20 protein-coding genes are annotated in these 23,880 nt (G+C 65.4%); 10 read left to right on the plus strand and 10 right to left on the minus strand.

Going from position 1 to position 23,880, the window contains the following annotated elements; translation table 11 throughout:
• Positions 1-229: 229 nt before the first annotated feature.
• From AD89_RS0109045 to AD89_RS0109075, 7 genes are all read right to left on the minus strand, one after another.
• Positions 230-1,231, minus strand: coding sequence for a TatD family hydrolase (locus AD89_RS0109045; protein WP_025778279.1), 1,002 nt, complete (start codon positions 1,229-1,231; stop codon positions 230-232).
• Positions 1,231-2,946 carry a methionine--tRNA ligase gene (metG, locus tag AD89_RS0109050; protein WP_025778280.1) on the minus strand — a complete coding sequence of 572 codons (1,716 nt, stop codon included), beginning with the start codon at positions 2,944-2,946 and terminating at the stop codon, positions 1,231-1,233. Before metG ends, AD89_RS0109045 begins: the two co-directional genes overlap by 1 nt.
• 203 nt (positions 2,947-3,149) lie before the next feature.
• Entirely contained in the window at positions 3,150-4,214 is a 1,065-nt protein-coding gene (locus AD89_RS0109055) for a hypothetical protein (RefSeq protein WP_025778281.1), read from the minus strand.
• 293 nt (positions 4,215-4,507) lie between these two features.
• On the minus strand, positions 4,508-5,380 hold the full coding sequence (rsmI, locus tag AD89_RS0109060) for a 16S rRNA (cytidine(1402)-2'-O)-methyltransferase (protein WP_180959326.1): 873 nt from the start codon (positions 5,378-5,380) through the stop codon (positions 4,508-4,510).
• A 152-nt stretch (positions 5,381-5,532) separates the two neighbouring features.
• On the minus strand, positions 5,533-5,967 hold the full coding sequence (locus tag AD89_RS0109065) for a DUF4190 domain-containing protein (protein ID WP_025778283.1): 435 nt from the start codon (positions 5,965-5,967) through the stop codon (positions 5,533-5,535).
• A 95-nt stretch (positions 5,968-6,062) separates the two neighbouring features.
• The gene (locus AD89_RS19300; protein ID WP_025778284.1) at positions 6,063-6,542 is read right to left on the minus strand and encodes a DUF4190 domain-containing protein; all 480 of its coding nucleotides are present in this window, start codon (positions 6,540-6,542) and stop codon (positions 6,063-6,065) included.
• A gap of 220 nt (positions 6,543-6,762) precedes the next feature.
• Entirely contained in the window at positions 6,763-7,482 is a 720-nt protein-coding gene (locus AD89_RS0109075) for a DUF4190 domain-containing protein (protein WP_231488542.1), read from the minus strand.
• A 187-nt stretch (positions 7,483-7,669) separates the two neighbouring features.
• Here AD89_RS0109075 and AD89_RS0109080 point away from each other — a divergent pair, with 187 nt between their 5' ends.
• From AD89_RS0109080 to AD89_RS0109110, 7 genes are all read left to right on the plus strand, one after another.
• On the plus strand, positions 7,670-9,760 hold the full coding sequence (locus tag AD89_RS0109080) for a dolichyl-phosphate-mannose--protein mannosyltransferase (RefSeq protein ID WP_025778286.1): 2,091 nt from the start codon (positions 7,670-7,672) through the stop codon (positions 9,758-9,760).
• 409 nt (positions 9,761-10,169) lie between these two features.
• Positions 10,170-11,498 carry an acylneuraminate cytidylyltransferase gene (locus AD89_RS0109085; protein ID WP_035320326.1) on the plus strand — a complete coding sequence of 443 codons (1,329 nt, stop codon included), beginning with the start codon at positions 10,170-10,172 and terminating at the stop codon, positions 11,496-11,498.
• Positions 11,495-12,382, plus strand: a complete 888-nt coding sequence (locus AD89_RS0109090) for an N-acetylneuraminate synthase family protein (RefSeq protein ID WP_025778288.1) — start codon at positions 11,495-11,497, stop codon at positions 12,380-12,382. Before AD89_RS0109085 ends, AD89_RS0109090 begins: the two co-directional genes overlap by 4 nt.
• Before the next feature lie 114 nt (positions 12,383-12,496).
• On the plus strand, positions 12,497-13,492 hold the full coding sequence (locus tag AD89_RS0109095) for a glycosyltransferase family 2 protein (RefSeq protein ID WP_025778289.1): 996 nt from the start codon (positions 12,497-12,499) through the stop codon (positions 13,490-13,492).
• Positions 13,489-14,946: a polysialyltransferase family glycosyltransferase gene (locus AD89_RS0109100; RefSeq protein ID WP_025778290.1), complete on the plus strand. Its 1,458-nt coding sequence runs from the start codon at positions 13,489-13,491 to the stop codon at positions 14,944-14,946. The genes AD89_RS0109095 and AD89_RS0109100 overlap by 4 nt, the downstream gene beginning before the upstream one ends.
• Complete coding sequence (locus AD89_RS0109105) at positions 14,943-15,944, plus strand: hypothetical protein (protein ID WP_025778291.1); 1,002 nt, start codon at positions 14,943-14,945, stop codon at positions 15,942-15,944. Before AD89_RS0109100 ends, AD89_RS0109105 begins: the two co-directional genes overlap by 4 nt.
• The gene (locus tag AD89_RS0109110) at positions 15,931-17,367 is read left to right on the plus strand and encodes a DUF6716 putative glycosyltransferase (RefSeq protein WP_025778292.1); all 1,437 of its coding nucleotides are present in this window, start codon (positions 15,931-15,933) and stop codon (positions 17,365-17,367) included. Before AD89_RS0109105 ends, AD89_RS0109110 begins: the two co-directional genes overlap by 14 nt.
• A 163-nt stretch (positions 17,368-17,530) precedes the next feature.
• Here the strand turns inward: AD89_RS0109110 and AD89_RS0109115 are convergent, their stop codons facing one another.
• Genes AD89_RS0109115 through AD89_RS0109125 form a run of 3 tightly spaced genes read right to left on the minus strand, consistent with a single transcriptional unit; the run spans position 17,531 to position 20,704 of the window.
• Positions 17,531-18,043 (minus strand): GtrA family protein, encoded by a 513-nt coding sequence (locus AD89_RS0109115; RefSeq protein WP_025778293.1) that lies wholly within the window; start codon positions 18,041-18,043, stop codon positions 17,531-17,533.
• 13 nt (positions 18,044-18,056) lie between these two features.
• A complete protein-coding gene (locus tag AD89_RS0109120) occupies positions 18,057-19,631 on the minus strand; it encodes a hypothetical protein (protein ID WP_025778294.1) in 1,575 nt (524 codons plus the stop codon).
• Positions 19,628-20,704: a glycosyltransferase gene (locus AD89_RS0109125; RefSeq protein ID WP_025778295.1), complete on the minus strand. Its 1,077-nt coding sequence runs from the start codon at positions 20,702-20,704 to the stop codon at positions 19,628-19,630. The genes AD89_RS0109120 and AD89_RS0109125 overlap by 4 nt, the downstream gene beginning before the upstream one ends.
• 463 nt (positions 20,705-21,167) lie before the next feature.
• Between AD89_RS0109125 and AD89_RS0109135 the strand changes: the two genes are divergently transcribed.
• The 3 genes from AD89_RS0109135 to AD89_RS0109145 all read left to right on the plus strand — a co-directional run bounded on the left by AD89_RS0109135 (position 21,168) and on the right by AD89_RS0109145 (position 23,851).
• Positions 21,168-22,136: a methionine ABC transporter ATP-binding protein gene (locus AD89_RS0109135; RefSeq protein ID WP_025778296.1), complete on the plus strand. Its 969-nt coding sequence runs from the start codon at positions 21,168-21,170 to the stop codon at positions 22,134-22,136.
• On the plus strand, positions 22,136-22,810 hold the full coding sequence (locus AD89_RS0109140) for a methionine ABC transporter permease (protein ID WP_025778297.1): 675 nt from the start codon (positions 22,136-22,138) through the stop codon (positions 22,808-22,810). Before AD89_RS0109135 ends, AD89_RS0109140 begins: the two co-directional genes overlap by 1 nt.
• A 204-nt stretch (positions 22,811-23,014) precedes the next feature.
• A complete protein-coding gene (locus AD89_RS0109145) occupies positions 23,015-23,851 on the plus strand; it encodes a MetQ/NlpA family ABC transporter substrate-binding protein (RefSeq protein ID WP_025778298.1) in 837 nt (278 codons plus the stop codon).
• Positions 23,852-23,880: the final 29 nt, after the last annotated feature.

Here is a 23,880-nt window from a genome sequence, read left to right on the forward strand (position 1 = left end):
CGTTACACGGTTCGCAAAATATCACGGAAATGTAACGGTGTGAGTTTCCTGAGGGCGTGTCTGACCTGGAGTTCCCCATGTTTCAGGGGCAGTCCCGACCGTGACATCTCCTCGCCGAGGCGGCGCACCGATTCGTTACCTCGCTCACTGAGCCTGAGGTTCGGCCCAGCCCGACGGTCGCAGTGCGACACGCGCCAACGGTCGGTCGCTCATCGATCGGCTGGAGTTCTCAGTCCCAGCTGCCGAGGGCCCGCTCCGCGTTGGTCCACACGGCCGCACACAGATCCTCTTCGCTCATTCCACGCACCTCGGCGAGTTTCCGCGCCGTGATCGCCGTGAGGTAGGGACCTCCCGGCTTCCCGCGGTGCGGGTGCGGGGTGAGGAAGGGTGCGTCGGTCTCCGTCAGCAGCAGCTCCAGTGGAGCGGCCGCCGCGGCCCGCCGCAGCTCGTCGGCGTTCTTGAACGTGAGGTTGCCGGCGAAGGACATGTAGTAGCCTTCCGCGGCGCATTCGCGGGCCATCGCCTCGTCACCGGAGTAGCAGTGGAAGATCGTGACCTCGGGGGCGCCTTCCTCTCTGAGGATGCGCAGCACATCGGCGTGTGCCTCCCGGTCGTGGATCTGCAGGGCGCGTCCCGTGCGCTTGGCGATCTCGATGTGGGCACGGAAGGAGCGCTGCTGTTCGGCGACGCCATCCTCCGCTGTGCGGAAGTAGTCGAGACCGGTCTCCCCCACCACACGCATGCGCTCATGCGAACTCACGAGCGATTCGATCTCGGTCAGCGCGTCGTCGAGCAGGCCGCGTTCGGCCAGCCGCGGTGCCTCGTTCGGGTGCAGGGCGGCTCCGCCGATCATCCACGTCCGCCCCTCGGCAGGAGGAGCGGGCACAGTGCGGGGGTCGGCCGCCTCGGCGGGGGATCCCACCTGCGTGGCCGCCTCGGCGGGGGTGGCTGAGAATTGGGACGCCACGAGCGCTGTCGTCCACCGGGCTGCCGGCAGGTCGCAGCCGATCTGGACGATGCGACGGACTCCCGCCTCGGCGGCGGTGTCATGGAAGAAATCCAGCGTCGGGAACTCTTCGTCCGTCTCCGGGGTCACCTCGGGTTCGGGTTCGCCGGCGCCCAACGGCAGCCGCACACCCGTGCAGATGTCGAGGTGGGTGTGGGTGTCGACGATGGGGTGAGCGAGTGGTTCGGGCACCGGTGGATAGGTTCCGGCGGCGCGCGAGGCCATTATTCGGTCTCCTCCACGAACTTCGGGAACACGGGTTCGGGCTTCGGCAGGGGTGTGCCCGGCTCGAGCGGGAACTCGACGGCCGCGAACGACCGGGGATCCGCCTCGGCGGCGGCGATGCCATCGGCAGCGGCCTCGGCGACATTCGGCGCCAGGGCGGCCGACGCGTAGGCGGCACCGGCGGCGACACCGATGCCCGCACCCGCGGACACGGTGCCCATCGCCTCGGCGCCGGATCCGGAATCGACGGCGGTCGGCAGGACCTTCGCACCGGCCTCACCGTTGCCTTCGGGCACACCGAGGAGGTCGAGGATCTTGCCCGCGGAATCGGGCATGACCGGCTGGATGAGGATGGAGATGATGCGCACGACCTCGATCGTCACCCACAGCACGGTGGCCATGCGGTCGGGGTCGGACTTCTTCAGCTTCCACGGCTCCTGTGCGGAGAAGTAGCGGTTGGCCTCGGACAGCACCTTCCAACAGGCCTCGACGTAGAGGTGGAGAGCCTGGGTGTCGACGTGACGTCGGGCGGTGTCCGGTACGGCCCGGGCGAGGGCGAGGAGCTTTTCATCCGCCTCGCTGAGTTCGCCTGGCTGCGGCACCTGGGCGTCGCAGTTCTTCTGGATCATCGACAGCGAACGCTGGGCGAGGTTGCCGTATTCGTTGGCGAGGTCGGAGTTCTTCCGGGTGATGATCGAGTCCTTCGTGTACGAACCGTCGTGGCCGTAGGAGAACTCACGGAAGAGGAAGAAGCGCAGGGTGTCCAGGCCGAAGGCGTCGACGAGGTCGAGGGGGTCGACGACGTTGCCGACGGACTTCGACATCTTCTCACCGGAGTTGAAGAGGAAGCCGTGGGCGTGGACGCGCCCCGGCAGCTCGATGCCGGCGCTCATGAGGAACGCGGGCCAGTAGACCGAGTGGAAGCGGATGATGTCCTTGCCGATGATGTGGACGTCTGCGGGCCACCACTTCGCGAACTTCTCGTCGTCGTCCGGGAAACCGGCGGCGGTGATGTAGTTCGTCAGGGCGTCGATCCACACGTACATCACGTGCTTGTCGTTGCCGGGCACCGGCACGCCCCAGTCGAAGGTGGTGCGGGAGACGGAGAGGTCCTTGAGCCCGGAGGAGACGAACGAGGCGATCTCGTTGCGGCGGGAGTCCGGGCCGATGAACTCGGGGTGGTTCTTATACAGCTCGAGCAGCTTGTCCTGGTACTTCGAGAGGCGGAAGAAGTAGGACTCCTCTTCGGTCCAGGTCACCTCGGTGCGGGTTTCCTTGGACAGGCGGACGCCGTCGACGACTTCGGTTTCGTCGTCGGTGTAGAAGGCCTCGTCGCGCACGGAGTACCAGCCGGAGTACGTGTCGAGGTAGATGTCGCCGGCCTCTTCGAGCTTGCGCCAGATGGCCTGCGACGCGGTGTAGTGGTCGTCGTCGGTGGTGCGGATGAACCGGTCGAAGGTCGAGCCGAGGGCGAGTTGGGTGTCGCGGAAGTTCTTCGCGTTGTCGTCAGCGAGTTCCTTGGGGGTGATACCGAGCTTGTTCGCCGCCTGCAGCATCTTCAGTCCGTGCTCGTCCGTGCCGGTGCAGAAGAAGACATCATGATTGTCCAGTCGCTTGAACCGGGCGATCGTGTCGGCCGCAATGTACTCATAGGCATGCCCGATGTGAATGGCCCCGTTGGGGTAGGCAATCGCTGTCGTCAAGTAGTAACCCATAGGGAACTCAGTCTAAGGGACGCGGTGCGGCGGGCGTGCATGGGCGGGTGCGGGACCTTCGACCGCGAAAGCACCGTTTGAGTCGAATAGCCCCTGTTTGAACACGTGCTGTGCGCCTCAAACCGTGTAGCCGCCGCTCTCGACTCCGCTGACAGCACTGCGCGGCTCCGTACGACGGGAGGAGGAGACACCGAGAGACGGAGTCAGAGAACAAGCCTCTTGCGGCACCGCCCACGGAGCTCAGGAGCCTGGTGGAACAGTTTCTCACCGAACTGCTTCGGCGACTGGACCTCATTGAACTTGAAGCGCACTACTTTGTAACCCATCGCCAGCAGACGATTGTGCTGCCGGCTCTCCTTGTTCATGAGGTCGAAGCCTCCATCGACATATTTCTGAGATCCGTCCACATAGAGAGCCACCTGGTCCTCACGGAGAAGGAAATCGAGTCTCGTCAGCAGACGACCTCCGTCGAGGATTTCGATCTGTTGGGCAAAGTCACTTAGTCCGAGCAGATGCAGATTGAACGCCGCTCGGCTTTCCGCGTAGCTTTCGGAAAGGGGCGACGCAAGCCTTGCCAGCTTGGACGCAACCTTCTTTCCTTTGGCCAGACGTATGATCGGCTCCAGAAAGAGGTCGATCTGCATTTGGGGAACATCGCCGAGCAGAGTGGGCGGATACCCGAGTCTGAAAATGAGGTCCTCGTCGTCGCCGAGCATACGGCGACGGAGCACGTGTTCCATCGCTGCGAATCCGGCGGCGTTTCCGAGTTCGCTTCGAAGGTCCAGCGCAGTGCGAACCGGGGTCGTCACCCGCAGCCCGGCAACAGTGCAGATGTCTTCCGCCGCGATCGTCCTGCGCCGACGCACCAGTTCACTGGTCCGCGTGCTCGCCGCCGGATGGAACACCGACACTGGCTGATCCGGCTCGTTGAACATCCCGATCCGGTGTAATCGCGCAGCTGAGACTCCGCATACGATGTCATCCGGGCGAAAGTGCGGATAGTGGATGATCTGCAGGCGTTTCAGATGTTCTTCATACCTGCGCGCCTGATCAGGTTCTCTGGTCAGGCGCGCTTCGTGTTGCTCAAGCCAGGCGATGTCCGTCGCGAAAACGGAGAACCGCTGGTGTGAGCTGACATTGCACCGTCGGATCACCGAATCCACGCCTCGAGACAGCTTCTTCAGGCAGCAGTCCAACGCTCCTCTGATATCCGTCGTTGAGATTCCGACGTTCCGCAGGTCCTGAAAGTAAACGACATTGCTCTTCATGTCGCCACCATGTCGACATGCTGTCAGCGGCGACAAGACCCGATTCGAAGACTGTGGATACGACCCGAACGTCCACATGCGCAGGGTGGCTCAGTGAAGGTCGGATCAACAGCACGCTGAGCACGAGTCGCAACGCTGTTCCACCGCCCCTCACCGTCGGAATCGGTGGCTATTGACGCTGACGGCCCGGTTTGAGTCGAAAAGCACCTGTTTGAAACCGTGCTTTCTGACTCTAGGTGTGCCGCAGCAATCCACAACGGAAAACGTTCAAGTCACGGCCACGCTCGCCCACGTCACTCGCGGTGGAGCCAGGCCTCGTAGACGTCGCGCTTCGACAGTCCGAACTTCTTCGCCACCTGCCCGGCCGCGTCTTTGGCGCGCACACCGGAGTCGACCAGAGCGCTGACCTCGCCGAGGTGGTCCTCCGGAGCCGTTTCGACCTCGGTGGCGCCGGCGAGCACAAGGGTCAGTTCCCCACGCAGCCCCCCGGCGGCCTGATCACGCAGGGAACCGACGGTTCCGCGCAGAGTCTCCTCGTAGGTCTTCGTCAGCTCGCGGCTGATGGCCATGGGCCGGTCGATGCCGATGATCTCGGCGAAGTCGTTCATCGCATCGGCGATCCGGTGCGGGCTTTCGAAGAAGACCATCGTGCGCTTCTCCGCCTTGAGTTCGGTCAGCAGGGTCTTGCGCTGCCCGGACTTGCGCGGCAGGAATCCTTCGAAGCTGAAGCGATCGCTCGGCAGTCCCGAGACCGCCAGGGCCATGAGCACCGCGGACGGACCCGGTGTCGACGTGATCGGAAGTCCCGCCTCGGCGCAGGCCCTGACCACGCGGTAGCCGGGGTCGGAGACGGCGGGCATTCCCGCGTCGGAGAGCAGAACAACGGTCTCACCGGCGGCGATGAGCTCGACGAGCTCGGGAGCACGGTGCCCCTCGTTGTGGTCGAAGACGCTGATGACCCGTTTCGTATGCCTGAGATCGAGCCGCTGCGCCAGCGCCAGGAACCGACGCGTGTCCTCGGCGGCGATGACATCGGCCGTTTCGATGGCCTCCCGCATCCGCGGGCTCGCATCGCCGAGGTTGCCGATCGGAGTGCCGACCAGGATGAGTCGACCGCCGGTGAGGTTCGAACCGGTTCCCAGCCCGGCAGGGTCGGTCTGATCGATGTCATCGGGCGGGGCCGCCTCGGCGAGGTCTGTATGGTCGATGTCATCGGGCGGGGCCGCCTCGGCGAGGTCGTCGTCGACACCGATTGCACGGTCAGTATCGGCGTCCTGCCCGGACGGCGCGAAGGAATCTGAACTCAATTGGTCGAGATTCAACTGGTTGAGCCTGCGCCGACCATTGCCACGCCGAAGATCAGGACGAAGACTCCGACATAGAGGACCCAGAAGAGGACCCACAGCGCGGTGCCGATGTAGCCGACCCACAGAGCCGCGATCGCCATGCCGTCGCCGCGTTCTCCGCGTTCGCGGATCTGCTTGCGGGCGATGTGGCCCATGATGATGCCGGCGATGCCTGCGATGAAGAACGACGAGATGAAGCCGAAGATCGAGGCGCACATGCCGATGATGGCCAGCACGTTCGTCGGCGGAAGCGGCTGGTACACGTATCCGGGTCCGCCGGCGTACTGAGCGTTGGCCGCGTAGGCGTTGTTCTGACTGTAGGACTGGGCACCGTATGAGCCGCCGGCGCTCGACTGGGGCTGCTGGTAGTACATGTCCGGGTTGTTCCAGTTGTTCTGGCTGCTCATGGCGAGGTCTCCTTGTGATTCCCTTTAACGGTACAGAGTCGTCGGTGGCGGCAAAAGGTGGGGCGGTTACAGGTCAGTCACAGTTGGCCGGGCGGTCAGCTGACGGTTCCTCCTCCGGCGGCGATCGCTGCGCCGATCACGAGCGCGATGACACCGAAGTAGACCAGCCAGAATCCGACCCAGAAGAGCACGCTCAGGTAGCTCAGCCACAGCCCGGCCACGGCCATCCCGTTTCCGCGTTCCCCTCGGGCTTTGATCTGCGAGCGGGCGATGTGGCCGAAGATGATGGCGACGATGCCGAGAAAGAAGAACGAGGAGATGAACGAAATGAGGCCGAGCACCAGCGCGACGATCGACGAGGAGTTCGTCGGCGCCACCTGCTGGTAGACGACGACCGGTGCCCGGTCGCCGTAGGTCACCGGCGCCTGGACCAGGGCCGGAGTGTGGCTCGGTGCAGGCGTGCGAGCCGGCGCTGGCGAGTGGACCGCGACGGGTGCGTGGGCCGCTGCGGGTGCGTGGGCCGAACCGTTCGACCCGGTGTAGGTGGCCCCGAGGGGCAGTACGCGAGTGTTCATGTCCGTTCCGTTCCGCTGGCTGTCGTTGATCGTCAGGGCTGTTTCGGGCCGTGATCGACGGTCGTCCCGATGTCTGAGATCAACGCTACCCACCTGCGGCGAGCGCGGTGGCCGAATCGTGTTGCAGTCCTGCACCACAGGTTGCAGATTCCCCTCGCCGAGGCGGCCTCACCGCCGGGTACCCGCATGTGCCCAGGCCGCGGACAGGCCCCGGGGCGGCTCAGTAGCCACCCATCATGCCCAGGAACCCGAGTCCGAAGATCCCGACTACGATGAAGAGGAGGCCGACCAGCCCGAGTGCGATGCTGGCGTAGCCCATGATGAGGCCCGCAATACCCTGACCGCGACCGTCCTCTCCGGTGCGTTTGATCTGGCTGAGCCCGATGTGGCCGAAGATCACTGCGAGGACCGGGGCGACCCACAGGAACATTGCGATGAAGCCGACGAAGTATCCGATGATCGGGATCCACGACAGCAGACCGCAGACGAATCCGCCGCCGATTCCGGTGATGCCCATCCACATCGACCACACGGCCATCTTGTTGGGTGCGGGCCGGACGAAGACCGGCTGCGCGCCGTAGGTCATCGGCTGGCTGTAGGCGCCCTGTTGGCTGTAGGCACCGGGCTGGCCGTAGGTGCCCTGTTGGCTGTATGCGTCGTAGACGTTCGGCTGGCTGTACGCGCCCGGCTGGCTGTAGCCGCCGGACTGTCCATACGTGTTCTGCTGACCGTAGGTTCCGGACTGTCCATAGGAGTTCTGCTGCCCATAGGGCTGCCCCTGCGAATACTGTCCCGCACCCGATCCGTACTGCCCTGCGCCGGAACCGTACTGGCCCGACTGCCCCTGCTCGTACTGCGGCTGGGACCCGTAGTTGTTGTTGAACTGCTGCGAGCCGACCTGGGGAGGATCGCTCGGGCGGTAGTTGGGGTTGTTCGACACGTTGTGCACCATTCGCTCTGACTCGGGCTGTCTCCCACTACTCTAGTGATGCGCGTCGGCGAATGCCCAAGAATCCCGCCCAAGGTGCCGAACCTCATGCTGGGGCGGCTCACCCCCGCAACAACCGCTGCCGTTCCTGCGGGTCGCATGAGAACCCCGCCCGCCGAGATCTCTAAACTGGACTCCGATGACACACACCGCAGACTCCCCGGCCCCCACCCGGCGCATCGCCCGCGAGCGCCTGGCGAGGAAACGCGAAAAGGTGCGTGCCGGAGCCGCTGCGATGCGCCGCGAAACCTTCCACGCCGGCATGTGGGCCACCCGCGCACCGCTGTGGATGTGGCCCGCCCTGCTCGTCATCACCGGAATCGGTGCGGCCCTGCGCTTCTTCCGCCTCGACTTCCCGCACCGCCTGATCTTCGACGAGACCTACTACGTCAAGGACGGCTACTCGGTCTTCAACTTCGGCTACGAACGCTCCTGGCCCGAGAACGCCGACGACTCCTTCAACGCCGGCGACCCCAGCGTCATCGAGCCCACCCCCGAATACGTCGTCCACCCACCCCTGGGCAAATGGCTCATCGGGTGGGGCATCGACGTCTTCGGCGCCGACGATTCATTCGGCTGGCGCTTCACCGTGGCGATCATCGGCACCCTGACGATCTTCCTCCTCGGCGTCATCGCGTGGAAGCTCTTCCGTTCGGCATTCTTCGCCTGCGTCGCCGCCGGCCTGCTCGCCATCGACGGCGAGCACTTCGTCCACTCCCGCACGAGCCTGCTCGACATCGTGCTCATGGCCTTCGTCCTCCTCGCCTTCTTCTTCATCCTCCTCGACCGCGAGCAGGTGACGAAGCGCCTGGCCAGCTGGACCCAGCGCACCGCGGAGATCGACAGCTTCGCACCGGCCCTCCCACAGCAGAATCCAGATCCCCTCGCCGAGGCGGCCGCCACTCCCCCATCGACCACCGCCGAGGCGGCCGCTTCCTCCCCACCCTCCCCCTCCGAGGTTCCCCGAACCTTCCCGACCGAACTCAGTGAGTCGATCTCCGCCGCCCCCGTCACCGAGGCGGCCCCGCCCACCGCAGCCGCTCGACGTCGGCCTCGGGCCAGGTCAAGGGACGTGATCAACTTCGGGCCCCGCCTCGGCGCGCGTCCCTGGATCTTCGCGGCAGGGATCAGCCTCGGCCTGGCTACGGGAGTGAAGTGGTCGGGTCTGTATGCGCTGGCGGTGTTCGGGATTCTGCTCGTGCTGTGGGATGTGCATTCGCGGTCTCGGGCCGGGGTCGTGCATCCGTGGCTGGGGATGCTCATCCGCGACAGCATCCCGTCGTTCTGCAAGCTCGTGCCGATCGCGCTCGTGACCTATGTGGCGTGCTGGACGGGGTGGATCCGGTCGGATGACGCGTGGGACAGGCAGTGGGCTGCGGAGAATTTCGGCTGGTGGAGTGCGCTGCCGAAGTGGTTGGACTGGCTGCCGTCGTTGGCGCACTACCACTACACCGCGTACTCGTTCCACGTCGGGCTGGACTCGGAACATCCGTACATGTCGAACCCGTGGGGTTGGATCGTGCAGTGGCGGCCGACGTCGTTCTACTACGAGTCCTACGACAAGGGCGATATGGGGTGCACGGTCGCGAAGTGCTCGTCGGCGATCACCTCGGTGGGCAACCCTGTGATCTGGGGCTTGGCCGCGTTGGCTGTGCTCGTCTGCCTCGTCGTGTGGATCATCCGCCGAGACGTCCGCCCGGCCGTCATCCTCGCCGGTCTCGCCGCGACCTGGCTGCCGTGGTTCGCCTACCAGGAGCGGACGATCTTCACCTTCTACACCATCGTCATGGTGCCCTTCGTCGTGTTGGCTGTGACCTACTGTCTGACCCTGGTGTGGGGCCGGGTGCCTGTGAATGGTCGAGCGCCCGGGGGCGGGCAGGTGAGCGTGACCGGGCACGCGGCCGAGCACCGAGGCGATCCGCCGACTGCTGGCCGTGGGCCGTCAGCGTCGGCGTCGGCCGCCGACCGAACGCCGTCGGCGTCGGTAGCCGACCGAATGCCTGCGGGGTCCGCGGCGTCAGCGTCGGCGACCGACCGAACGCCGCCGGCGCCCGCGGCGAAGCAGCGATTCGCACGGATCTCCGCGGCTCTGTTTGCCAGGCGGCTGGGCGTCGGCCTGTTCCTCGTCGCGGCGATCCTCGCATTCGCCTACTTCTGGCCCATCTACACCGGCGAAGTCATCCCGTTCTCGGCCTGGAACAACCGCATGTGGAACATCACCTGGCGCTGAGTCGCCGGCGTCGGCGTGCACCTGCGCCCCGCACGGGCACAGCCACACCACGCCGCTGACAGCTGCGCGCCGAGCGTCAGCGGCTTTTGTCCCGAGCGTCATCGACTTTTGTTCCACTCGTCATCGACTTTTGATCAGATACTCATGTTCGAACCGGATTATCAGTCCAAAAGTCGATGAGACCTTTTCGCGCACCTGCACAAAAGTCGATGAGGCGCCCACCGGCTCTGCCCGCTCAGCACCCACCGCCCGCGGCCCACCGGTGCATCCGTCACGGGTTCGCCATCGGAGGGTCGCCTCGGCGACATGGCGTGTTCACCTTGAGGTAACACCCCGTCGTTAGCGTCGAATCATTGTGAATGACCATTCGACGACCTACGAGCCCAACGCAACCGAGTTTCAGTCAGAAATGAAGCCGGCTGCGCGCACCACCGTGGCCGCGGACCAGACGGCAGAAAGCACCTCCCCGGCAGGCACCACCTCCCCCACTCCCCACCGCACCGTCGCGATCATCCCCGCGCGCGGAGGATCCAAGGGCATTCCGCTGAAGAACCTGCAGAAGGTCGCCGGAATCTCCCTGCTCGCCCGCGCCATCAACGCGGCCCAGGCCAGCCCCAGCATCGATCGCGTGATCGTCTCGACCGACCACGACGGAATCGCAACCGAAGCCCTGCGCGCCGGCGCCGAGGTGGCCCACCGTCCCGCCGAGATCGCCGGCGACACCGCCACCAGCGAATCCGCGCTCATCCACACCCTGTCGACCCTCGACGAGGACTTCGACATCACCGTGTTCATGCAGTGCACCTCGCCGTTCATCGACTCCGCCTCGATCGAGAACGCAGTGCGCACCGTCCGTGATGACCACGCCGATGTCGTCTTCTCCGCCGTCGAAGACCACTCCTTCCTGTGGCGCCTCGACGACGACACTCGGGCCGTGGCCGTCGGACACGAGGCCAGCTTCCGTCCGCGCCGCCAGGACCGTGCCAAGCACTTCAACGAAACCGGCGCCTTCTACGTCATGCGCACCTCCGGCCTCATCGAGCACGAGCACCGCTTCTTCGGCCGCATCGGCATCGAGGAGGTCCCGCCCGAGCACGCCCGCGAGATCGATGACATGTCCGACCTCACCCTCGTCCGCGCCATCGCCTCGACGCAGGAGACCGCCCAGGTCATCGACGTCGACGCCCTGGTCACCGACTTCGACGGCGTCCACACCGACGACGGCGCCTATGTCGACGAGGACGGAAACGAACAGGTTCGCGTCCACCGCGGCGACGGTATGGGCATCTCCCGCCTCGTGAAGTCCGGGGTGCCCGTGATGATCCTGTCGAAGGAACGCAACCCGGTCGTCACCCGCCGGGCGGAGAAGCTGCGCGTCGACGTCGCCCAAGGCATCGACAACAAGGCCGGCATCCTCGACGCATGGATCACCGCCAACGACCTCGACCCGGCTCGTGTGGCCTACGTCGGCAATGACATCAACGATCTCGAGGCCTTCGACGTCGTCGGCTGGCCCGTCGCCGTCGCCGACGCTCATCCACGGGTCCTCGCCGCCGCCCGCGTCATCCTCGACCGGCCGGGCGGACGGGGTGCGGTGCGTGAGGCCTGCGACCTCATTCCCATCCCCGCCGAGGCGGCCGACCCCCTTCCGAATCCGACCCTGACCTCGCTGCGGCAGCAGCCGCAGTTCACCCACCGCGCGGAGAATTCGCGTGCCAACCGAAAGCAGGTTTCATGACTGATCAACTCGCCCCCGTGGCCATCGGAGAGCACCTCGTCGGCCCGAACCAGCCCGTGTACATGATCGGTGAGATCGGCATCAACCACAACGGCGACGTCGACATCGCCAAGCAGCTCATGGATGTCGCCGTCACCGCCGGTGCGCAGGCAGTGAAGTTCCAGAAGCGCAACCCCGAGGTGGCCGTCCCCGAACATCAGAAGTCGAAGATGCGCTCGACCCCGTGGGGCGAGATGACCTACATCGACTACAAGCATCGCGTCGAGTTCGGCATCGACGAGTACACCGAGATCGACCGCTATGCCAAGGAAGTCGGACTCCAGTGGTTCGCCTCCCCGTGGGACACCGACTCCGTCGACTTCCTCGAGACCGAATTCGATGCCCTGACCTATAAGGTCGCCTCGGCCTCGCTGACGGACTTCGAACTGCTGCGCGCGATCGCCGCCACCGGCAAGCCCGTCCTGTGCTCCTCGGGCATGTCCGACTGGGAGACTCTGGACAAGGCCGTCGAGGTCTTCGACCGTGACAAGCTCGTGCTCATGCACGCCACCTCCACGTACCCGCTGCCTCCCGAAGAGGTCAACCTCACGGCGATCCCGGCCATGCGCGAACGCTACGGAGTTCCCGTCGGCTACTCCGGACACGAGCTCGGCCTCGAGATCTCGTTCGCTGCCGCCGCTCTGGGTGCCGTGACCATCGAACGTCACATCACCCTGGACTCCTCGATGTGGGGATCTGACCAGTCCGCATCGATGGAACCACGCGAATTCGCCTCCCTCGTCAAGGGTGTGCGCGTCCTCGAATCCGCGTTCGGCGACGGAGTCAAGCACGTCATGCCGGGCGAGGAGTCGAAGATCGATTCGCTGCGCAAGGTCACGGCCTGAGCAATCGGCGAAGCCACCTCGGCGAGGTTCTTCCCCCGCCGAGGTGGCTCTTCCCTGTCCGCCCCACCGACGGTCGGGTGACCCGACCGTGACCGCACCTTCCGGAGAAGCACCGTGACCGATTTCGACTTGAGCATCATCATTCCCGCGAAAGATGGTGCCCCCTACCTGAGCACACTGTTCCGCTCACTGCGGCAGCAGGGACCCGTGTGGGACCGCACTCAGCTGATCTTCGTCAACGACGGGTCGAGCGATGAGACACCAGAGCTGCTGGAGGAATTCAGCACGTGGTTCCCTCATTTCGAGGTGCTCACCAACCCCGAGGCAACGGGACTCGCCAATGCCCGCAACAAGGGACTGGCAACTGCTCGGGGCGAACACATCATCTTCCTCGATGGAGACGATTGGCTGGCTCCTGGGCATCTGTCCTCGATGCTGGCGGCGGCACACAGGCTCGGAGTCGATTTCATCCGCTGCGACCATACGACGGTCGAGGGGACCAAACGGGTACGCAAACTCGCACCGATGTCGGTCCGTGATGTGCCATTGGACCCCAAGGTGGGGGTCCTGCCCGTCTACGAATCGACGATGGTCGACTATCCGTTCGCGTGGGCAGGCATCTTCCACCGCAGGGTGCTCGAACAGGGGATCCTCCATTTCCCGGAGAACTTCATGACCGCCGAAGACCGGTCCTGGATCTGGCGGCTGCACCTGCAGGCCGAGTCCTTCGCTGTCGTCGATGCTCCGGGAATCCTCTATCGACGCGGGCTGGCAGGATCTCTGTCGCGGATCGTCGACATCCGACAGCTGGATTTCATCCGCGCTTTCGGACAGATCTTCGACCTCGTCGCCGCCGAACCGGACGCCGACAGGCTGTGGCCGAAGGCGATCCGCAACTGGCTGGCCATCCTCGACCATCAGATCAATCGTTTCGCAGCGTCCCCGGCGTCGCTGCGGCACCAGCTGAGGCGGGGTGCACGAACGATTTCGGCGAAGATTCCGCCCGAGTTTCTGCGTGAGGAGTTCGTTCTGCAGAAACAGGGACGGCAGCTCAACGTCAGCAGCTACCTCAATGACGCACCCTCGTTAGTGCTGGAGATGGTGAAGTGAAACAGATCTTCCTCGCCTCGACCCTGTTCGAGCTCGTCTGCCTGGCAGCCGGCATCGACGGCGGTGACTACGACCGGCCGGCGGCTCCGGCGCTGATGGGAACCGAAGGGCTCGCGCCCGAGGACGCACCGGCACCGACCGAACAGATCCTTCTGGTCAGCAACAATGCCGTCGTCATGGAGCTCTCGGAGTCATTCGTCGACTCGCCGGGAGCCGCCTCGTTGATCGCCCGTTTCGATCGGGTCGTCGACCTCAACGAAGCGCTCGCGCCTCTGCACGTCCATCCGTCGTCGTGGCGACCCGATCATGCGGATCTGCCCGTTGTGGAATCGTATCTGCGCAGCCGCTGGGGTCTCGGCGACACCGACGAGATCGAACTCGTGCTCGAATCACCCCAGGTCAACCCGGCCATTGCACTCGGCCGAGTGTTCTCCCGGGCGACGATCAGGGTGCATGCCGACGGGCTGATGAGCTTCGGCCCGACCCGCAACCAGATTCCGCTGACGAACGGTCAGCGCATGTCCGTGCTGCATTATCTGCCGCTGGTGCCGGGAATCTCGCCGAAGCTGCTCCGCGAATTCGGCATCGCCCACCGCCCGCTGGGTGTCGAGTCATTCACCGGTGTGGTGCGCGAGCTCGGTGAGCATTCGGCCGAAGCTCTCGCCGACGAGTTCGGCGACGTTCTCGGTTCCACGCCGTCGACGAACCGTCCGTGGGCACTGGTCGTCGGCCAGTATCTGTCGGCGCTGGGACTCATCACCTCCGAGGAGGAGACGCAGCTGCACATCGACATGATCGAGGCCGCTGCCGCCCGCGGCATGGAGGTCGTGGTGTTCAAACCCCACCCGGCCGCTCCGCCGTCGCAGACGGGACCGCTGTTCGAGGCGGCACAACGACTCGGCATCACACTGCAGCTGTTCGACCTGCCCGTCATGGCCGAGGTCATCATCGATCGGCTGTCTCCCGACCTCATCGTCGGCGGGTTCTCGACCGCACTGATGACTGCCCGCCAGATCTATCAGGTGCCCGCCCTGGCCGTGGGGACGGATCTGCTGCTCGAAGCCATCGCTCCCTACCAGAACAGCAACCGCATTCCGCTGACGATCATCTCCGAGATCTGCGACGGCAGCGCCCCGGACAGAGCGGACGCGCATCCGCAGCTGGCGCGCCTGCTCGCGGCAGTCACCTACTGCATGGCACCGACCCTGTCGCACGATCTGCGCGACGCGGCGACGGACTTCCTCACAGAGGTCTTCGACGAGCACATCGGCGGCGATTCCGCCGACCGGTTCGGCCGCTATTTCAAACGCCGACGCCTCACCGCGCTCGCTCTGCCGGGCAGCACGACGAAGGCGTTCGCTCCGAAGCGGATGATCAGACGGTCGGGAACGCTCGCGATCAAAGCGGTGGCAAGAAAACAGCAACGCATCATGAAACGGATCCAACACCGGTGACACCGAAGAAGAAGCGCCGGAGAGCCGTCGCTTTCGTCGAATCCCCTCTGCAGTTCCTCTCCGCACTCGAATCCCATGAGCCGGCGGAGGATCTGCTCATTCGGGCTCGGGCGAGCGCGAAGGGCATGACGTCCTTCCTCGATGCCTTCGACCCGGCTTGGCTGCCGAAGAACGTCCGCCTCGACCGTGACGGGGCGAAGCCGGGGCTGCTGCGCAAGACGGCTTTCGACCGGATCTACCTCGGCGATGCCTGCTCAGGTCAGGTGCACAGGGCCTTGGCGCTGGCGTATCTCGAGCGTCGCATGCCCGAGGTCGTCATCCTCGACGACGGTCTGGCCACGTATTCGGCGATCGAGATCCTCACGGCCAAGCGCGGTCCCCTCGTGCGGCCCCGGCAGAAGCTCAAGGCCTCACGCACGGTCATGGCCGCGCACGTCGCCGACCGGCTGCGGGGCCTGGCGACGGTGGGCAAACTGCGCTGGCACACTGCCCTGCCGGTGGCCAAATCGCTGCGCAAGGCGTTCCTCAAATCCGGCGGCGAGATCACCCGCCACCGGTTCGAACACCTCCAGACCCTGCCCACCGGCGGCAGCCACCCGCGCGACAACCCGGTCATCGGTTCGTCCCTGGCCGCCGACGGACTCATCGACGCCTTCGCCTACCGGGCCTGGGTCGATGAGATCATCGACGCTCACGGATCGATCACGTATTACCCGCATCGACGTGAGACCGAGGAGTTCCTCACCGACCTCGCCCAGGATGAGCGGGTGCGGATCAAGAACCTCGGTCTGCCGATCGAGCTGCGCCTGATCAATCTGCCGCCGAATTCGACGATCCGCAGCCTGCCGTCGACCGCGGCGGTGTCCCTGGCCGTGCTCAATCCGGACGTGACGATCGATGTCACCGAGATCCCCGCGAAGTGGTGGACCGGCGCCTCACCCGATAGTCTGCGACAGTCCCTCAACGCCCAGTCGGTCAAGGCAGATGACGATTCCTGAATCAGGCGACCCCCACTACAGTGGGCCGATCTTTCCGCCGTCGCTCTCCGACGTCCCGCCGCGGCCCTCGCATCTGACCGAGCGCACCCGCGCGGACGGTCAGGCGTCGCAGTCGACCCACCCGGACGGGCCGGTGCTGCCGCCTCGGCGATCGGCCGGGCTCGCCCCGATCCGCATTCTCTCGATCTCCGACAGCGAGTCCTACCTCAAGTGGGCGACCCAGCTGCTGTCGTCCCTGCCGGATGTCGAGGGGCGCGTGTTCCTCGTCGACAACCCGATCCTGCCGACCGATGAGCAGATCGCCAGCGCCGTCGCCGGCACCGACTGGGAACACCGCGAGGTGCCCGTCATCGCCCGGTCCGACCTTGCCCGCGTCATCGCCGACCACTCCCCCGACATCGTCCTCGGCGCTGCCACCGGCCCGATCGTCGCCCAGGTCTTCCTCACCGCGCATACCCGCATCAACAGGCCGGCGTTGGTCTCGGGGCTGCCCGGAATGGGCCTGCCCGCCAGCGGCAAAGGGATGAATTATCGTCGGCTGATGGATGCGTTCATCGCCCATTCCTCCGCCGAGGTGACCGCCTACACCGAGGCGAGCGCGCGGTCACAGGTGCCCTGCGAGGTGCTGTTGGCGCGCCTGCCGATGCTGCGCTCGGAGGGCGTTCCGCAGCCCGCTGCATCCCCCACCGCCGAGGCGGCCCCACCGTCGGTCGGCTCCCCGCCATCCCTGGTCGGTGGCCCGCAGAGCGGCACTCCTGCACTCCCGCGCACCCTCGTCTTCGCTCCGCAGGCGAAGGTCCCGACCGAGCGTGCCGACCGCGAGGCGATCATCGCCGCCGTGGCCGACTTCGCCGACCGGCACCCGGAGTCGACGGCAGTGATCAAGATGCGCTCGCGACCCGGTGAGTTCGAAACCCATCACGAGCAGCATTCCTACTTCGAGATCCTCGACGACTTCCGCACCCGCGAAGTCCCCGGTGCGGCACGCATCGAGTTGGGCTACGGTCCCCTCAGCGACTTCCTCACCGCCGGCTCGGCCCTGGTCACCGTGTCCTCGACGGCCGCACTCGAATCCATCGACCGGGGCGTTCCGACCCTGCTCATCTCGGACTTCGGCTTCGATGCCGGACTGCTCAACGAGGTCTTCGAAGACTCCGACGCCACCGGCACATTGGCCGATGTCGCCGCCGGATCAATCGGATTCCCTGACCCGGAATGGCTGACCGAGAACTACTTCCACCCGCAAGACGGGCAGCTGCGCCGCGACCTCGGGCTGCTGGCGACCCGCGCGCAGGCCGGTCAGCTGCCGAATCGGCGGGCCGCACTGCTCAAGCAGAAGCGGATGCTGCTCCGTGCCGAGCTGCGCACCATCACCCCGGCCCCCGTCGTCAGCGCCTACCGCAAGCTGCGTCGCACCCGCTGACTGCCGGCCGCGGCAGAAAACTCCACCGCCGACGCTCGGCTCCTCGGGAATTGGTCATTATCGGATAGTCGCGTCCGAGAATAGGTCACTACCGGATACTTCTGACCCCCAAAAACTATCCGATACTGACCTGAATTTCAGAGGTGCCACAGGAGGAATCGGCTCAGCCGCGGTCGCCGGGGACTCGGCTCGATTCCTCCATGGGCACGACCACCTCGGTGTCGGGGTTTTCGTCCTTGAACACCCACGTGCGGTAGGCGTAGAAGCGGAAGACCATCGCCAGTCCGATGCCGATGACGTTCGTCGAGATGTTGTAGGTGAGCTGGTCGCGCATATCGAGCAGATACCAGGTCACGCCGAGCGGGATGACGGTGATGACCATGCCGGCGAGGTTGACCGCGACGAACAGGACGACGCCGCGCATGTTCGAGCTCGTGGTCCGGTCGCCGTAGGTCCAGAGCTTGTTGCCGAGCCACACGACGACCATCGCGAGGATCGTCGAGATGATCTTCGACTTGATCGGGCTGTCCTCGAGCAGAGCTGGGATCGGCCCGAGTCCGTAGGCCAGCAGGTTCGACAGGCCGACGTCGACGATATAGCCGAGCCCGCCGACGGTGAGGAATTTGAAGGCTTCCACCGCCAGGCGCCGGAGACGGACCGAGAATGACTCTTTCATAACTGCATTCAGTCTATGGCCCGATGTTTCGGACTCGCTGGATGCGGCGCTCGGCGAGCCAGAGGACGAACGCGACGGTCACGGCCAGCGCCGGCCAGTATGTGTATCGGAAATGATTGGCCGGAACGATCGGGAAATACCCGCCGATGTAGCACAGCGCCGAGGTGGCCAGGACCGTGATCTCGGGCCAGAACGTCGGCGTGTGGGTCAGTTTCGACTCCGCTGAAGGGCTCACGGAGGGTCCCGATGCGATTGTCGATGCCGTCGCCGATCTAATTCCGGGCACTGTCTCGTCCCGCCGACGTGCGCGAACGGCCAGCCCCACCAGCACAGCGGCGACGAGGGTCCAGAACCAGGGCTTGAAGAGCATCGGGAACGTTCCCAACGCGAAGTCCTCGACATACGGGCGGAAGATGAAATCGGCTTTGACGCTGCCCGCCTCGTAGCCGACCTTCTCGGCGTCGCCGTCCCAGTCCGCTTCCCAGTATTCGAGTTTCGAGGAGAAGAAGTAATACGAGAACACTGCCGATCGATACTCGAGGTAGCTGACCGGATGAGTGACGACTTCGCTCAACCACAGCGACTTCAACTCATCCTGGTAGGCAAGAGGACTGAATGCCTTCCCAGTCGCGCCTCTGCCGTAGCAGTTCCAGTAGGCATCCCAGATCACGCCTTTGTCGAGGCATGTGTCCCGGGCCGAACTGATGTGGTCTCTGAGCTCTCTCGGTGCGTCAGACGACTGCAGTCGAGATTCCGGCACAGAGAACATCACATCGTCGAGGAAGATCTGCGAGATCTGACCGTTGTGCTCGACGTCGACGCGCGACTCGATGAGCTTCTCGGTGGCAACGCTGCCGAACCCGACCACGCAGATGACGAGCACGGACAGGCCGGCGAAGCACCACCTCGGCGCTCGGTCCACGGCCGTGCGCAGCCCGCCACGCAGTCGGCCGCCCCCACGGCCGCGAGGGCCGCCGCGCATGACGCTCCGCAGCCGTCCGCGCAGGCAGAACGCCCCATAGACGGCGATCGGGACCATAGCGAAGACGGCGTTCTTCCGCACTCCGAGAGCGTAGACGAGCAGGACCAGCGCCGGCAGCCACAGCACCCAGGTCCTCGGCACCATCCGGGTGACGGCCAGCAGCGCCACGGCCAGCGCCAATGCCACCGCCATCTGTGTGTCCTTCCACAGAGTCGTCAGCTGCGAAAGCACCCAAGGCGTCGCCATGGTGACGGGGCCCAGCAGGGAGATCCACCGCGGTGCACCTCGGCGATTGATGATGACTCCGATGATGAGGGCCGCGGCGGCGAGCATCACCACCTGGAGGACGAGCAGACTGCCCGGTCGGCCGGTGACGGTGATGAGCAGGCCCCAGACGACGCTCATCACCGGCGCGTGCCAGTCCGTGAACGGGATCGTCCCGGTCGCCTGCTGGTACTGATCGGCGATGTCGACGTTCATCCGGCCGGGAGCAAACAGACGGATGAAGACGAACGACCAGACGCCGGTGAGGGCAGCCAGCAGCAGGTCCCATGCCAGAGGTGTCCTCAACCATTCGAACCATTCGCGGAGTGCAGAACGGCTCATGAGGCGAGCTCGGTCCTCACTCGGGTTCGTGTCCGGTCGTCTGCGTGCGCAGAGTCCGTCAGGAGCGAGTCGAATCCGGTGTCTGCCATCGCACCGTTCGGCTTCTGGACGGAGTCGACCCAGGAGGTGGCCGTTGCCGAGTCACAGACGGCGGGCAGGCTGAGATAGGCCAAACGCGCGGTTTCCCGCCTGGCTCGGCGCAGACCGTCCAAGGTCAGGCCGACACTGCCGAGCAGGAACGCCAGTCCCATGAGCGCAGCGGCGAGGATCGCGGTCGGGAACCGGGGCACGAGACCGGTCTGCCAGAACTCCCAGATCACGGGCAGGCCGAAGACCAGCGACAGGGCCGCGAGCAACACGGTGAGGCTGCCGTAGAACAGGCGGGGTCGTTCGTGCCTCACGAGCGCAGAGATCAGACCGAGTATGCGGAACCCGTCCTTGAAGGTCGAAAGCTTCGACTCGCTTCCGTCGGGTCGGTCGCGGAAGTCCACGGCCACCTCGGTGGTGGGCAGGCGCAGGGACATCGTGTGCACGGTCAGCTCGGTTTCGATCTCGAACCGGCGACTGATCGCCGGGAACGATTTGACGAAGCGGCGAGAGAACACGCGGAAGCCCGAGAGCATGTCGGAGACCTCGGATCCGAAGAGCCACCCGGTCAGCCGGTTGAACATCTGGTTCCCTGCCTCGTGGCCGGGGCGGTACGACGTGGTCTCCTGATTGTCCTGGCGAACTCCGAGCACATGGTCGTACGGGCCGGAGATCAGGGTGTCGATCATCTCGGGCAGGTGGGCCGCCTCGTAGGTGTCGTCGCCGTCGATCATCACGTAGATGTCGGCGTCGATGTCGGCGAAGGCGCGGCGGACGACGTTGCCCTTACCGGGGACGTTCTCCCTGCGGACGATGGCTCCCGCCTCGGCGGCACGCTGCGAAGTGCGATCGCTCGAGCAGTTGTCGTAGACGTAGACGGTGATGCCGGGGACGGCGGCCTTGAGGTCGCCGACGACCTTGGCGACGGTGATCTCCTCGTTGTGGCAGGGAACGATCGCCGCGATCCTGCTCGATTCTTCGTGCATGCTCATCCCATCGTCGCGTGAGCACCGGCGGGCCCGACCCGGTGCGCAGATCTGTCGATTCCACCGGTCTACGCCCCCGACATGGACTGCAGGTTACGGACCGGGAAATAGCAATGCACCTTCCCCTGGGCATGAACCGACAACGCGGATCCCGTCTCCGCCGGCCGCGCTGCTGCATGGCTGTATGGCCGCCTCACCTCATCCCGTGGGCGGGGCCCTGCGCCACGTGGCCGCCCCACCTCGTCCCGTGGGCGGGGCCCCTGCGCCACGTGGCCGCCTCGGCGAGTATGTGCTTGGTCACGATCGCCCGGTTATACGTCGATTTATGACATCCGCCTGTGAGGATCCTCTGATTGCTTGTCATCCTGAATCGTCGGCCCTACTGGACCGTAGACCGGCCCATCCCCAATTCCTGCCGTCCACCACCGTGCGCGGCACTGACCAACCACACGAGGAGGCGCCTGTGATCGAACTGCGCGCACTGCGAAAGGTGTTCGGAGGCACCGTCGCCCTGGAGGAGATCGACCTCTCGGTCCCTGCCGCGGAGATCCACGGCATCGTCGGCCGCTCCGGCGCGGGCAAGTCCACCCTCATCCGCTGCCTGACCGGGCTCGAGTCCCCCACCTCCGGGACGGTGTCGATCGACGGCGTCGACCTCACGAACCAGTCCGGTGCCGGTCTGCGCGAGGCGCGCCGCAGCATCGGCATGGTCTTCCAGCACGTCAACCTCCTCGACTCGAGCACGGCGCTGAAGAACGTCGCCCACCCGCTCAAGATCGCTGGCGTGCCGAAGGCCGACCGTCTGGCCAAGGCCCGTGAACTCCTCGATTTCGTCGGCCTCGGCGACCGCGTCGACAACTATCCCTCTCAGCTCTCGGGCGGGCAGAAACAGCGCGTCGGCATCGCCCGCGCCCTGGCTGCCGAGCCGAAGGTGCTGCTGTGCGATGAGCCCACCTCGGCGCTGGATTCGACGACGACGGAGCAGATCCTCGGTCTCATCCGCTCGCTGCGTGACCGACTGGGCATCACCGTCCTCATCATCACTCACGAGATGTCCGTCATCCGCGAGATCTGCGACTCCGTGACGCTGCTGGCCGACGGCCGCGTGGCCAAGACCGGGAAACTCGCCGAGGTCATCGCCGAGCCCGGGTCGGTGCTCGCCAAGGATCTCGTCCCCCTGCCTCCGGTCAGCCTCGATGACGGGGCGAGCCGCCTCGTCGAGGTCTCTCTGGCCGGCACGGACCTGCCCACCGTGCTCACCGCCGCGCGGAGTGCCGGAGCGAGCGCCGAGGCGATCCTCGCCGGAGCCGTGGAGACCATCGACGGCCGTCAGGTCGGTCGGCTGCGCTTCTCCGTCGACTCCGCCGACCAGGCGAAAGAGCTGATCAGCGCCCTGCAAGCCGATGGAATCTACGCGGAGGAGGCTGCCTGATGAACGATCCCACATGGTTCGACAACCCGGCGATCACCGATCAGATGTGGCCGGCCACCATCGAGACTCTGCTCATGACGGCGTGGTCGACCGGCCTGGCCGTGCTCTTCGGTCTGCCCTTGGGCATCTGGCTGTTCACCGCCTCGAAGGGTGGGCTGAACTCGAACCCGGTCGTCTACCGGGTGCTGTCCTTCATCGTCGACATCACGCGCTCGATCCCCTTCATCATCCTCATCATCGCGCTCATCCCCTTCGCCCGATTCGTCGTCGGCTCGGCACTCGGCTGGCAGGCGACCGTGGTGTCGCTGACCATCGGCGCGATCCCCTTCTACGCCCGTCTGGTCGAGAACTCGCTGCGCGAGGTCTCCGAGGGCAAGATCGAAGCCGCTCTGATGATGGGCGCGTCGAACGGCCAGGTCATCCGTCAGGTCTACGTTCCCGAGGCTCTGCCAGGGCTGATCGGGGCCGCCACGGTCACCTCGGTGACGTTGGTGTCCTACACCGCGATGGCCGGTGCCGTGGGCGGCGGCGGTCTGGGTGCGCTGGCGATCTCCTACGGCTATCAGCGTTACCAGGCGGACACGATGATCGCCTGCATCATCGTCCTCGTCCTCATCGTCACGCTCATCCAGTTCATCGGCGACCGACTGGCCCGCGCCGTCGACCACCGGTGAGCCGCCTCGGCGAGGTCGGCCACGTCCGACCCAGCGGCGGCTCCGCCCGTCGTGACGGCGGCTCCGTCGGTCGCGACGGCGGAACTCCGAGTCAAGTGGGCTCAGATTGTCCGAATCGGCGACGAATCCGGGCAATCTGCCCCCACTTGACGGCCACCACTGCCCATCCCACTGCACATCACTCAACACACATGAAGGAGAACCATGAAGACCAAGCTCATTGCGATCGCGGCCAGCGCCACTCTGCTGCTGTCGGGCTGCGGACTCGTCGGCGGAGGCACCGATTCCGTCGGTGAGAAGGACGGCGACGTCACGAAGCTCACCGTGGGTGCGACCCCGGTTCCGCAGGGCGACATCCTGCGCTACGTGGATGAGAACCTCGCCGAGGATGCCGGCCTCGACATCGAGGTCACCGAGTACACGGACTACACGCTGCCGAACAAGGCGCTCAACGACGGCGACATCGACGCGAACTACTTCCAGCACAAGCCGTACCTCGACTCCGAGGTCGAAGGCCAGGGCTACGAGATCACCGGCTTCGAGCCCATCAACCTCGAGCCCTTCGCACTGTTCTCGAACGACATCACGGATGTTGCGGACATTCCGAAGAACGCGAAGATCGGCATCAACAACGATCCGTCGAACCAGGGACGTGCGCTCAAGCTGCTCGAAGGGGCGAAGCTCATCACCCTCAAGGACGGAGTGGACGCGGTCGACGCAAAGCTCTCCGATGTCGAGGACAATCCGAAGAACATCGAGTTCGTCGAAGCTGACGCCGCGCAGCTGGCCCGCACGCTCGAAGACGTCGACGCCTCTGTCATCAACGGCAACAACGCCCTCGAAGCCGGACTGAGCCCGGCCGAGGACGGCATCCTGCTCGAGAAGGCCGAGGACAACCCCTATGGCAACTTCCTCGCCGTGCGCACGGAGAACAAGGACGACGAGAACTTGGGGAAGCTCGACGAGCTGCTCCACTCCCCCGAAGTGAAGAAGTTCATCGAGGACAAGTGGGCCGACGGCTCTGTCCTCCCCAGCTTCTGACCACTAATTGCTACCTGACGGCGGCCCAG

The organism is Brevibacterium sp. VCM10, from assembly GCF_000583215.1.
GTDB classification, from domain to species: Bacteria; Actinomycetota; Actinomycetes; order Actinomycetales; family Brevibacteriaceae; genus Brevibacterium; species Brevibacterium linens.

Excerpts from the sequence above, each read along its gene's own strand:
- AD89_RS0109045 (WP_025778279.1), bottom strand. The coding sequence starts at position 1,231 with ATGGCCTCGCGCGCCGCCGGAACCTATCCACCGGTGCCCGAACCACTC.
- AD89_RS0109080 (WP_025778286.1), top strand. The coding sequence starts at position 7,670 with ATGACACACACCGCAGACTCCCCGGCCCCCACCCGGCGCATCGCCCGC.
- AD89_RS0109125 (WP_025778295.1), bottom strand. The coding sequence starts at position 20,704 with ATGCACGAAGAATCGAGCAGGATCGCGGCGATCGTTCCCTGCCACAAC.
- AD89_RS0109120 (WP_025778294.1), bottom strand. The coding sequence starts at position 19,631 with ATGAGCCGTTCTGCACTCCGCGAATGGTTCGAATGGTTGAGGACACCT.
- AD89_RS0109085 (WP_035320326.1), top strand. The coding sequence starts at position 10,170 with ATGAAGCCGGCTGCGCGCACCACCGTGGCCGCGGACCAGACGGCAGAA.
- AD89_RS19300 (WP_025778284.1), bottom strand. The coding sequence starts at position 6,542 with ATGAACACTCGCGTACTGCCCCTCGGGGCCACCTACACCGGGTCGAAC.
- AD89_RS0109065 (WP_025778283.1), bottom strand. The coding sequence starts at position 5,967 with ATGAGCAGCCAGAACAACTGGAACAACCCGGACATGTACTACCAGCAG.
- AD89_RS0109140 (WP_025778297.1), top strand. The coding sequence starts at position 22,136 with ATGAACGATCCCACATGGTTCGACAACCCGGCGATCACCGATCAGATG.
- AD89_RS0109110 (WP_025778292.1), top strand. The coding sequence starts at position 15,931 with ATGACGATTCCTGAATCAGGCGACCCCCACTACAGTGGGCCGATCTTT.
- metG (WP_025778280.1), bottom strand. The coding sequence starts at position 2,946 with ATGGGTTACTACTTGACGACAGCGATTGCCTACCCCAACGGGGCCATT.
- AD89_RS0109055 (WP_025778281.1), bottom strand. The coding sequence starts at position 4,214 with ATGAAGAGCAATGTCGTTTACTTTCAGGACCTGCGGAACGTCGGAATC.
- AD89_RS0109145 (WP_025778298.1), top strand. The coding sequence starts at position 23,015 with ATGAAGACCAAGCTCATTGCGATCGCGGCCAGCGCCACTCTGCTGCTG.
- AD89_RS0109115 (WP_025778293.1), bottom strand. The coding sequence starts at position 18,043 with ATGAAAGAGTCATTCTCGGTCCGTCTCCGGCGCCTGGCGGTGGAAGCC.
- AD89_RS0109090 (WP_025778288.1), top strand. The coding sequence starts at position 11,495 with ATGACTGATCAACTCGCCCCCGTGGCCATCGGAGAGCACCTCGTCGGC.